Origin of the sequence: Chitinivorax sp. B, assembly GCF_005503445.1 — a bacterium.
Taxonomy (GTDB): Bacteria; Pseudomonadota; Gammaproteobacteria; order Burkholderiales; family SCOH01; genus Chitinivorax.
Genome location: NZ_SCOH01000019.1, coordinates 57360 through 69228, shown reverse-complemented (window position 1 = coordinate 69228; position 11869 = coordinate 57360). Strand labels below are relative to the sequence as shown.

Here is an 11869-nt window from a genome sequence, read left to right as displayed (position 1 = left end):
TCAATTGACGAGACTCACTTCGGGGCATGCTGTAAATGGATGCCGCCGTATACCCCCACCTGGCCGTGCAGATGAGGCACACCATGTGGGTAATCCTGTGCCGGCCCCATACCGCGCGCCAGCATGGGATCAGCACAATTCAAATGGGTGGAGGAGCGCCTGTTCAGACGCGGGGAGCGGCGCTACCGTTCTCGGAAGCCTTCACCGACATATTCGGTCAAGGGGCTGAGGAAGTAATCAATGGCTCGTCGTCGGCCGGTTTTCACTTCAGCAGTGACTGCCATGCCGGGCGACAATCGTATCCATTTGTTGTCGATTCGGAGCTGATCGGTGTCCAGCTTGACGCGGGCGTGGTAAACCAAGCCACGTTTTTCATCACTGACTGCATCACCGGAAACACTGATGACCTGGCCATGCAGATAGCCATAGCGCGTGTAGGGAAAAGTCTCGACCTTGACGGTGGCCGCCTGGCCCGGGTTGACGAAGCCAATATCCTTGTTCTCGACCATTGCCTCGATTTCCAAGGTGTCATCCGGTACCACGACCAGTAGTGGTTGAGCTGCTGTCACTACGCCACCGACAGTGTGCACAGCCAGTTGCTGAACCGTACCGCTGACCGGTGCAGTCAATCGGGTCAGTTGTTGGCGTTGCAATGCCTTGGCACGGTCCTCATCAAATTGGGTGAGCTGCTGTTGTGCCTGATTCTGCGCATCCAACAATTGCCGGCGAAACTCGGCTGTCAGGCTTTGTAGCTGGGTTTCCTGCGCATGAATGGACGCTGTCAACTCGTGGATCCGGCTGCGTTGAGCGGATAGATCCTTCTCCATGCCAATCCGCTCTTTTTCCTGATCCAGATAGCCATGGCGGGAAACATAGTTCTGGTCCAGCAAGCGCTTGTAATCAGCAGCGCGTTCATTGGTAATGGGTAAGGTCTGTTCCAGCTTGCCGACTAGTTCACGCGTGGTCAGCAGTTCCGCCCGCCGCTTTTGCAGTTCTGCCATCAGCGTGGCTTGCTTGCTGCGGTGCTCTGCCAGCTGCGCACGAGCCAATTGGGTTTCGGCCTGCATGCGCGTTGGTTTGATTTCATTCGGGATCGCCAATCTTGCTTCACCCCCCTGGTCCAGTGCTTGCAATAGTGCATTGGCACGGGCCATGGCCAGTACGGCATTCTGTCGGGCTTCGTCAGTCTTGATCAGGTCGGCATCCGTAGCGGTGGCATCTAGCTCAATCAACGTTTGTCCGGCCCGGACAGCCTGTCCGTCACGAACATGAATGGCGCGGATGACACCTGTCTCCAGTGGTTGGACCACTTTGACCCGATCATTCGGCACCACCTTACCTGGTGCTACGGCCACGATGTCGAGCTGGCCCAGTATGGCCCACAGCAGGCTGATCACCAGCAACAGTACGATTAGTCGCATCACCCAGCGTGGTGCGGGGTGAACCGGGGTTTCCTGCAACTCCAGATGGGCAGGCAGAAAGGCTAGTTCATGTGTTGTCCGTTCAGGTGGAACCATCTCGTGGCGCTGGCGCCAGGCAGCTTGCCACACCAGGGCATAACGGCGAAACAGATCGTGAACGGCAGACCAAGCCAATTGCATGATGACGATTCCTTTCCTTAGCCGTTTTGCAGGGCCAACAAGTTGGCGTAATAGCCACCGGGTTTATTGGATAGTTCGCGGTGGCTGCCAATCTCGACAATCTGGCCTCGGTCCATTGCGATAATCCGATCGGCGATGCGTACCGCAGACAGCCGGTGGGCAATGATCAAGACGGTGCGGCCCTGACAGATGGCCTGCATATTGTCTTGAATGATGCGTTCCGATTCGTAATCAAGCGCTGAGGTGGCTTCGTCGAAGATCAGGATGCGGGGGTTCATCACCAGGGCACGGGCGATAGCAATGCGTTGTCGTTGCCCACCAGATAAGCCGGTTCCATGTTCACCGACAATCGTGTCGTAGCCTTCTGGCAACGCACAGATGAAATCGTGTGCACCTGCTAGCTTGGCGGCATTGATTACTGCGTCCAGCGCTAGTCCCGGGTTGGTGAGGGCAATGTTGTCGCGAATCGACCGGTTGAACAGCAGGTTTTCCTGTAGTACCACGCCTACCTGACGGCGTAGCCAAGCCGGGTCGGCCAGCGCTAAATCGATACCATCAATGCGCACTTGTCCGCGTTCGGGGATATAGAGCCGCTGCAACAGCTTGGTCAGTGTCGATTTACCGGAACCGGAGCGACCGACGATACCAATGATTTCACCTGGCGCAATGTCCAGATCTAAATTGCGAATGACCTCTGGCGCATCCGGTTTGTAGCGAAAGCCAACCGATTCGAAACCAATCCGACCATCGATGGTGGCCAATGCCTGCCTGCTTTGTGGCAGCTCGCTACGTGTATTGAGGATGTCACCCAACCGTTGCATGGAAATACCGACTTGCTGGAATTCCTGCCACAGTTGGGCCAACCTGATGATCGGTGCGGCCACGTGGCCTGCCAGCATATTGAAGGCGACCAATTGTCCAACGGTCAGGGAGCCTTCAATCACCATTTTGGCGCCAAACCACATGATGGCGACCGTCACCAGCTTGCTGATCAATTGCACACCCTGCTGGCCGAATGTGGCCAGTGTCACCACCCTGAAACTGGCTGCCACGTAAGCCGCCAGCTGCTTGTCCCAGCGCTGAGTGAACTGTGGCTCAACTGCCATGGCTTTCACTGTCTCGATACCGGACATCGACTCCACCAGAAATGCCTGACTGTCCGCTCCACGGGCGAATTTCTCGTCCAGCCTAGCGCGCAGGCTGGGGGTGATCGCAGCCGAAATCAACATATAGCAAGGGAGTGAGGCCACCACGACCAGAGTCAGCCAGCCACTGTAGACACACATGACGGCCAGGAAGACAACAATGAACGCCAAATCCAGTACCGATGTCATCGCTTGCCCGGTCAGGAAGTTACGGATGTTCTCCAGCTCTCTTACCCGGGCGACGGAATCCCCGACACGGCGGCTGGTGAAATAACTCAATGGTAGGGCCAGTAGATGCCGAAACAACTTGGCTCCTAGCTCGACATCGATGCGATTGGTGGTATGGGAAAATACATAGTTACGTAGCCCACCCAGAACGACATCGAACACCGCAATCACAACCAATGCAACGGTGATTACAGCCAATGTTGAATAGCCTTGATGTACTAGGACTTTGTCCATTACCACCTGGAAAAACATAGGAGTAACCAGAGCAAACAATTGTAGGGCAAGCGACACACCCAGGACTTCCAGCAGCAACTTGCGATATTTGACAACAGCAGGGATGAACCAGGAGAAATCAAAGCGGGCAAAGTCGCCGGCCAGTGAGGCGCGCGAAGCCAGTAACAGCAGCCTGCCATCCCAACGGTGCTGCAATTGCTCCTGAGTCCAGACTTCGGGTCTACCCTGGGCAGGATCTTGTACCAGCACCTTGTCCTGATCGACTCGTGCAATCACAAAGTGACGACCATCTGGTGCAATGGCAAGTGCTGGAAGTGGTGTCGTAGCGAGCCGATCTGCGCGGGTATGAATGGCCCGTGCCTTTAGCCCCATTGATTTGGCGGCAAGCAGTAGTCGGGTTTCATCAAAAGACAGGCCATTTTCCCCGAATTGGTGCCGCAATTGAGCTGGATCGGCTGGTATGGCGTGAAACTGGGCCAGTAATACCAGACAGACCAATCCGGCATCGTCTGGCTGTGCGGACGCTAAATCTCCCATTTGCATGATGTCTCCCACTTATTTGTTTTTTCCCAAACTAATGTAAATTAAATTTGTATGAATATTAGGGAAAACCGTCATGCCGCTATATGGGTTGTATGAATTTGAAATGACATAAGTAAGCTTGATTAAAATTCCATGTCATCTGGAATGGCTGCCAGGCTTGATTTGAAGTCTGTTGCCAAAATTTGAAATCGATATATTTGAGTTTTTCAGGCTACTATGTAAGCGGTGAAAAAAACTGGATTGATGTGTAATGAAGAGGAGGGGCAATGAATAAAACGTTGTTATTTTTTGATGTCAGTAAATTTAGTCGATGGTTCTAGTCAGCTAATTAATGAACGCCAGTCAATTTCAGTGTGGATGTAAACGATTTCTTTTTTGCCGGGAGTGGAATGTAATTTATCGTGAGAAGATTATGTCAAGTTTTGACAGTCGATTTCAAAATTGATGATCCTGATTAAGAAAATTAATGAGTTATTAAATTAATTTAATTGAATATTGGTCATTAATATTGAATTTGCATTTTTATGAAAAGATTATCTTGAGTGATTTAATGACTTTACGGATATGGACCGGGCCATCAGGAAGCACTCAGATCGTCAATGATGTTATTTGTCATAGTCGGTTGCAGGATATCGAATGGCGGCTAGTTGCCTTTGTAAGCCAGCTTGGCCGATCTGACTCGGTTCTCATAAGTATCACGATCGATCTTGCCGGCACGGTAAGCTAGCTTCAGATCGCGTATTTTTTGTTCATAGTTGTCTTCTAATCGCTGTACGATCTGTTTGTACTGTGGTTTGCTGATTTGGCCAGCTCGATAGGCTGCCTTTGCAGCGGTGAGGTTGTGGATGGTGGGATTGCTCTGGCGGGGAACGCTCGCAACAATGGGCTCATCTGCTGGGTCGACATCATGAACTTCTTTGGGAGGGGCAGGCCTCGGCTGGGTGCTGAGTGGTTTGTTCTGTTTTCGTATTGTCTTGGTTGGCGTCGGGGCTGGTACAGGCGATGGAGTGGGCGCCATCATCGGTTTGGTTTGTTGGGCCTCGATTGGAATAGGTGCCGGGGGTAATAGCGGTACTGGCACAATGGTCGGTGTCGGTGTCGGTGTCGGTGTCGGTGTCGGTGTCGGTGTCGGTGTCGGTGCAATCGCGGGTGTTATCTGGGCCAGTTTGGGTGGAGGGATGGCGGGTGACGGAGCAATAGTCACGACGGGCGGCGTGGGGGCTGGTCTGGAGAAAAATAGATAGCTGGCCATACCACCGGCACCAACCAATGCCAACCCCATTATCGTGGCTCGCATGCCCGGTACTCGGGATTGCCCATCCCCCAGCCAGCGAAAGCCAGAGTGAGAGGGTGGAAGCCATTGATGCATACCCCCATATGGGAAGAACAGTTCATTGCCTTTTTCGCTGGGTTGCGTGTTTTCAGGTACCAGCCGGGGGGTTGAAAAGCGGGGGATGCAATAGACTCGAACCGGTTGCTGTACGCCAGACAAGGTTTTGAAACCGACTTCTTCTGCAGGTACTTCGGCCTTGTTCATGGCCATGTAAACCGCCTCGCTAAGGTAGATTTCATTCGCGGGCGTGATGCTCTCGACACGAGAAGCTACATTTACAGGCTCACCGAAAATATCATTTCGGGTCACCCTTACCTCCCCCAGATTGGCTGCAACTCGAATGCGAATTCGTTCGGCTTCGGTGGCCCCGAGGTTGTGTTCGTGCATTGCATCTTGCAAGGCCATGGAACACAACATGGCATCTGTTGGTGAACGAAAAGTGATGAGCAGCGCATCCCCAATGCTTTTGATGACCTTACCCTGGAAACGCTTGATCAACGGATACAACGTGCTGCCGAAGGTTTGTAGCAACAGCGCGTTCTGTTCTCGCGACTGGCGGCTGGTGGTGGTGGTGAAGTCCGCAATGTCAACGAACAGAATGGTCAGGTTTTCCGTGCGGATATCCATGGCGCGGCTTCCTTATGGCAGTCGGTCCAGCTTTTGTCAAAAACAAAACGGGAAACAAGCACATGGTTGGGCAAATGTCTGGATTGCCCTCAGGGTAACGTGTTGTTTCCGGTTTGAAGCTGGGATCAGGCAGTCAGCAACCCCAAAATAAAAAGAGGGTGATGAAAGTAGTATATGCAATCAGGTGCGTTTGATGGATGCAGAAGAGCAAACGGGGGTATATACCCCCGTTTCATGACAACTTGATGGGATTACAGGTCGCGTTTGCGTAATTCCTCACGCACAATTCTGGTAATGCTTTCTTTCAAGTCTTGCCGGATTTCTATCATCACAGCCTGTAATGCTTCATTCAACCCGTCACGATAAAGTGCCGCCAATTTGAGTGCAAATTGCCGACGAACCAGTGCTTCTATCTGGTCTTCCAGTTGGGTCGACACATTTTGGAAGATATCTGCCGTCAGGTCTTCGGCGAAGCTGTCGTGAATTGCAGGTGACACAGCTACCGATAATTCACCCTGAACTGGCAACACCGACGGAGAAGGAGCTGCGGTTGTTGGTGTTGATTCGGGAACTCGCTCCGGTATCGATAACGGCGGTTCGAGCTCAATCGTTTCCTGTACATGTGCTACGACTTCGGCAGGTATGGCAACGACGGGTTCTGCAATAACAGGCTCAGCAACGACATATTCTTCAATGACGGGTAGTGTATCCAGCTGTAGGGTAGTTTCCGGTGAGGAAGGCTCGACACTTGGCCCTATCGGGTTGAGTTCGGCCACTTCAGCAATTTCCATCAATTCCGGAATGGCTTCGGCTGATACTGAGGCAACCTCGTCTTCTATAACGGGTAATGCTTCTACCGATTCGATCTTTGCCTCAACAATGGTTGGGGCAGGGAGATCGAATTCGATCGGTGGCATGGTGGCATCCAAAACTGGCATGGCTACCAATGAATCGACTGCCTCCCATTCGCTGCTACGGAAAGTCAGCGTAGGAGTAGGTACTGCTTTGTCTTCCAAAACAGGTTCGGGCAGCGGTGTTTCGCTGATGCTGGCTGCCGCTACATCAGGCACCGCAGGGGTTGCAGCTACGAAGGTGACTGGAGGTACAATCTCAGGTGCAGGTGCAGGTGCAGGTGCAGGTGCAGGTGCAGGTGCAGGTGCAGGTGCAGGTGCAGGTGCAGGTGCAGGTGCAGGTGCAGGTGCAGGTGCAGGTGCAGGTGCAGGTGGCACGATAACCGGTTCGGCGACGGGCTCTGTCAGCAGCGACGACAACAAATGCCAGTCCTCGATCGGTACGGTCTCGACTTCTATTGCCTCATTCAACACGGGCAAGGCCAACTCGAATTCCAGCGGCTCAGCCTCCGTCAACAATGGGATGTCGGAAGGCGGCTCGTCAACGATGATTTCGATTTCATCTTTGACAGGGGCAGCCAGTATGACCTCTGGCTCGCGCATCGGCGTGGGTGGCACATCAATTCGAATCTCTGGTACCGATTGCCGGCGTATTGGCGACCCAAACGCAGTCACATCCGCCAGCGAGTCGGGAAGGGCTTCTTCCAGCACCGGAATATCCAGATGGAGTTCTTCAACGGTCAGAACCGGGGGCGTGACATCCACGGCCAGCTCTTCCAGCACGGGAATGTCGTCCAGATGCTCCAGTTCCGGTACAACTTCGGTCAACATGGGAATGTCAGCGGAAGCATCCGTTGCATTGGGATGGCTTAAGTGTTTATTCAGCAATGCATCCATGCGATCAAGAACGTTCGGCGATGCGGGCTTGGGTGATTGTTCGCTCATTAACTTCCGAGATGGCTCAAGTTGTGTGACTGAATATCGTAACCGCAGTCACGATAATAGCGAAATCGTTGTCGTGCGGCATCGGTAATATCGGGTTGCTGGCTGACTATTTCGATCAGTCGTTCAAAGCGGCTGAAAAAGCGGGGCCAATCCGGATGGAGATTAATCAGGATCTCATGATGTGGTAGTGTTTCTGCCACATGATCGACAATGACGGGCGTCTCTGCGGCTAGTTCGTGGTTGGCACGACAATGCGGGATAAAGCTCAGCTGGTTGAATGTCCACAGCCGCTGATCAATCAGATCGGTTTCCGCAGGGCCTGCGGTAAAAATCATGACTCGCTTGCCCTGCGAAACCGCTTTGGCGGCGAGCTGGCAGACTACACCAGCCCGGTCCTCCACATGGGTATAAAAATCAATTCTCGTCATGGTGGGCGTCACTCTCGCCCTCATCCATCTCGATCTCATGAACACGCTTTGGACGACCGCGCATTGGTACACGGCCTTCCAGCTGATCGGCACGGCCGATCAGGAAGCGGCTCAGCATGGGCACCGGACGGCCCGTTGCGCCTTTATCCTTGCCTGATTTCCAAGCGGTACCTGCGATATCCAGATGTGCCCAGTCGTAGTTCTTGGTGAAGCGTGACAGGAAGCACGCAGCCGTGATAGAGCCGCCAGGGCGGCCACCGATATTGGCCATATCGGCGAAATTGCTCTTCAACTGGTCTTGGTATTCGTCCCACAGCGGCATATGCCAAGCGCGGTCTGCTGCGTCTTCTCCTGCAGCAGCCAATTCACGCGCCAAACTGTCCTGATTGGCATACAGGCCTGTTGCAACATGGCCTAATGCGATCACACATGCACCAGTCAAGGTTGCCACGTCAACTACGGTATCTGGCTCAAAGCGCTCGGCGTAGGTCAAGGCATCACACAGGATCAGGCGGCCTTCGGCGTCGGTATTGAGAATTTCGATAGTTTGCCCGGACATGGAAGTCACTACGTCACCTGGCTTGCTGGCATTGCCTGCCGGCATGTTTTCGCAGGTCGGGATCAGTGCGAAGATATTCAACGGCAATTTCATTTGTGCTGCGGCCTGGATTGTACCCAGCACAGTAGCAGCGCCACACATGTCGTACTTCATTTCATCCATGCCTTCACCTGGCTTCAATGAAATACCACCTGAGTCAAAGGTGATGCCTTTGCCGACCAGTACGATCGGTTTCACATCTTTTTTGGCACCGTGATATTGCAACTCAATCAGTTTCGGTGGCTCGGTACTGGCCTTGCCAACTGACAGGAATGAACCCATGCCGAGCTTTTCCATATCGGCCCGTTCCATGATCTTGCATTGCAAACCAAACTTTTCGGCCATTTCTTTGGCTGTGTCGGCCAGATAAGTTGGCGTACAAACATTGCCTGGCAGGTTGCCCAGGTCTTTGGCCAGATTCATCCCTTCGGCAATCGACTGACCTTTGTGCAGGGCCTCTTCGCCCAAAGACAATTCGCTGCGACGAGAAACGGATAACGTCAATTTACGTAGGCGACGTGGCTCTTCCTGCTTGCTCTTCATGCGGTCGAAACGGTACAACGCTTCGTATACCACCTGTACCGCGTGTTCGATGCGCCAAGCGATCTCACGTTTGCGTACTGGTACTTCAGTCAAATACAGTACGGCCTCAGGAGAACCTGTTTCAATCAGTGTTTTGAGCGCCGAACGTACGGCAACATGATATTCGTTATCACGGAATTCACGTTCCTTGCCCAGACCGACCAATAACACACGGTCGCAGAGTGTATGAGGAACGTTGTGAAGCAAAAGGGTTGCACCGAGTTTGCCATCCAGATCGCCACGACGCAGAATATCGCTGATGTACCCGTCCGAGATGCGGTCCAGCAAGTCTGCAGCCAGCGTCAGTTTACGCGAATCAAAAACCCCAACCACAACACAAGCAGAACGCTGCTTCTCCGGGCTGCCGCTTTTTATGCTAAATTCCACTGTCTGCTCCTTGATATTGGCATTATTTCCCTATCACGCTGCTGTATATCTGAAAACGAATGCCGACATAATTATCAGGCGGCGTCACGTGTCGATATTTTAGAATTAGTGATAAACGAAACGAAAATCAAATTATCCAGAATTTTCACTGGAAATGTCAAAGATAGTTCCCAAACATGATATTCGCCCGTACCTATAAGCGTGAGCTGACGGTGCTGACGTTGGCAGTGTTCCTGGTGCTGCTGGCCATCATCTGTACGACCCTGATCGTACGTTTTCTTGGTATGGCCGCCAGTGGAAGACTGGCAACCGAAGCTGTGATGATCACCCTTGGCTTTGCTGCCTTGCGTTATTTGCCGATTTTATTGTCTCTATCAATGTTCATTGCCATTCTGTTGGCCTTGACGCGTTCCCACCGGGATCATGAAATGGAGGTCTGGCAAAGCTCCGGTCTCAGCGTGTCGGACTGGATCAAGCCGACATTAAGCTTTGCCACGCCAATCTTGTTGCTGATCGCTATTTTGAGCTTCAGCCTGTCACCTTGGGCTGTCCGGAAAAGCGATACTTATCGACAAAAATTGATGTCGCAAGATGAAACAGCAGCGATTGCGCCTGGTATTTTTAAAGAATCAAAACAGGCTGATCGCGTGTTTTTTATCGAGAATTTCAGCGGTGATAATGGTTCTGCGACGAATATTTTTGTGCAAAGTGAAAAAAACGGGAAAATTCGTCTGGTCAGCTCCAATCAGGGTTATCTGAGTGCAGATGATGCCGGAAACCGAATTCTGGTACTGACCAATGGCCGCCAGTATGAAGGTGAACCGGGCTCATCGGTATACCGGATTATTGAATTCCAACGTTATACCGTGTTGGTTCCACCTAGGGATGGCGCCTTATCTGCATCACCCATACAAGGGGTACGCACGCAGGAGTTGCTTCGTGATCTGAACAATGAAAAGCATGCCGAACTAGCCTGGCGCCTAGGTTCACCGATTGGTGCTGTGTTGTTGGTGATGTTGGCGGTGCCATTGTCCTTCGTCAAGCCGCGGGCAGGTCGCTCGCTCAACCTGGTATTGGCAATTCTGATTTATATGGTTTACAGCAATATGCTGTCGGTGATGCAGGCCTGGATCGCCCAAGGCAAGGTTCACCCGATTATCGGTCTGTGGCCGGTTCATCTGACGTTGATGGGGTTGATCTTTGTCCTGCTGGCATTGCGCTCTGGTAAATTGCATCAATGGAGGATGGGCGCATGAATATGTTGTCGCGCTATCTCTCGTCAGAGATCCTCAAAGGGACATTGCTGATTTTTACCGTGTTGTTGGGGCTGTTTGCTTTCTTTGATGTTATCAATCAACTCGATGACATGGGCAAGGGCAACTACAAGCTGCATTATGTTTTCATGTTTGTCGGGCTAAGTTTGCCGGCCCATGTCTATGAACTGTTTCCAGTTGCGGTACTGATTGGCTCGTTGTTTACATTATCCACATTGTCGTCGAACTCCGAATACACCATTATTCGTGCCTCAGGCGTGTCGACCGGTGGGGTTGTGCGTTACTTGTTGCCCGCAGGCTTGTTGTTTGCATTGTTGACGTTTGTCTTTGGCGAGTATGTTGCGCCACCGGCAGAACGGGCTGCAAATCAGTTGCGTTTACAGGCTACCAATTCGGTGGTTGCACAGGAATTCCGTTCTGGATTGTGGGTCAAGGATGATCGGCATTTCATCAATGTTCGCCAAGTCTTGCCAGACAATACGTTACGTGACCTGAGGGTGTATTCATTTGATGACCGTTACAACCTGAAGTCCATCTTGAACGCAAAAGAAGGGCGTCATCAAAGTGATGGTCATTGGCAACTGACGGGTGTAACGGAAACGCGAATGTTCGGCAGTCAGCAGGTCAGTGTGGTCAGGCGTAGTGAATCCGCCTGGAGCTCCGTCCTGACGCCGAATGTGCTGTCAATCTTGTTGGTCGTGCCCGAGCATATGCCAGTCGCGGACCTATGGAACTACATCAAGCATCTGAAGGAAAACAAGCAGAAGGCTTCGCGCTATGAAATCGCTTTGTGGAGCAAGTTGCTGTACCCGATGGTATCGATCTGTATGATGCTGTTGGCGTTACCGTTTTCGCAAACTCAGCGGCGTCACAGCAACGTTGGCTTGAAGCTGTTTGTTGGTATCATGCTTGGACTGGTTTTCCATTTTGTGAACAGCTTGTTCAAGCATTTGGGATTGTTGTATGACTGGAATCCATTGTTGTCCGCCGGATTCCCTTCATTGATCGTGATTCTGCTGGGAGCAGGTATGTTGTGGTATCAGGAACGGCGTTAGCCTGTTGATTCTGCTATCCCGGAATAAGCGCTGTCAAA

8 protein-coding genes are annotated in these 11869 nt (G+C 52.2%); 2 read left to right on the top strand and 6 right to left on the bottom strand.

Translation table 11 applies throughout. The features are described from left to right. Positions 1-182: 182 nt before the first annotated feature. The 6 genes from FFS57_RS13130 to FFS57_RS13105 all read right to left on the bottom strand — a co-directional run bounded on the left by FFS57_RS13130 (position 183) and on the right by FFS57_RS13105 (position 9502). The gene (locus FFS57_RS13130) at positions 183-1601 is read right to left on the bottom strand and encodes an HlyD family type I secretion periplasmic adaptor subunit (RefSeq protein WP_137938259.1); all 1419 of its coding nucleotides are present in this window, start codon (positions 1599-1601) and stop codon (positions 183-185) included. A 17-nt stretch (positions 1602-1618) separates the two neighbouring features. Next, entirely contained in the window at positions 1619-3751 is a 2133-nt protein-coding gene (locus FFS57_RS13125; RefSeq protein ID WP_502705917.1) for a type I secretion system permease/ATPase, read from the bottom strand. A 643-nt stretch (positions 3752-4394) separates the two neighbouring features. Further along, positions 4395-5711 (bottom strand): adenylate/guanylate cyclase domain-containing protein, encoded by a 1317-nt coding sequence (locus FFS57_RS13120; RefSeq protein WP_137938258.1) that lies wholly within the window; start codon positions 5709-5711, stop codon positions 4395-4397. 251 nt (positions 5712-5962) lie between these two features. Beyond that, complete coding sequence (locus tag FFS57_RS13115) at positions 5963-7507, bottom strand: hypothetical protein (RefSeq protein WP_137938257.1); 1545 nt, start codon at positions 7505-7507, stop codon at positions 5963-5965. Continuing rightward, complete coding sequence (locus tag FFS57_RS13110) at positions 7507-7935, bottom strand: DNA polymerase III subunit chi (RefSeq protein ID WP_137938256.1); 429 nt, start codon at positions 7933-7935, stop codon at positions 7507-7509. Before FFS57_RS13110 ends, FFS57_RS13115 begins: the two co-directional genes overlap by 1 nt. Continuing rightward, on the bottom strand, positions 7922-9502 hold the full coding sequence (locus FFS57_RS13105; protein WP_137938255.1) for a leucyl aminopeptidase: 1581 nt from the start codon (positions 9500-9502) through the stop codon (positions 7922-7924). Before FFS57_RS13105 ends, FFS57_RS13110 begins: the two co-directional genes overlap by 14 nt. A 176-nt stretch (positions 9503-9678) precedes the next feature. On the opposite strand from FFS57_RS13105, the gene lptF reads away from it, so the two are divergent. Both lptF and lptG read left to right on the top strand, forming a co-directional pair. Beyond that, entirely contained in the window at positions 9679-10758 is a 1080-nt protein-coding gene (gene lptF, locus FFS57_RS13100) for an LPS export ABC transporter permease LptF (RefSeq protein WP_137938254.1), read from the top strand. Beyond that, positions 10755-11831 (top strand): LPS export ABC transporter permease LptG, encoded by a 1077-nt coding sequence (gene lptG, locus FFS57_RS13095; protein ID WP_137938253.1) that lies wholly within the window; start codon positions 10755-10757, stop codon positions 11829-11831. Before lptF ends, lptG begins: the two co-directional genes overlap by 4 nt. Positions 11832-11869 lie beyond the last annotated feature (38 nt).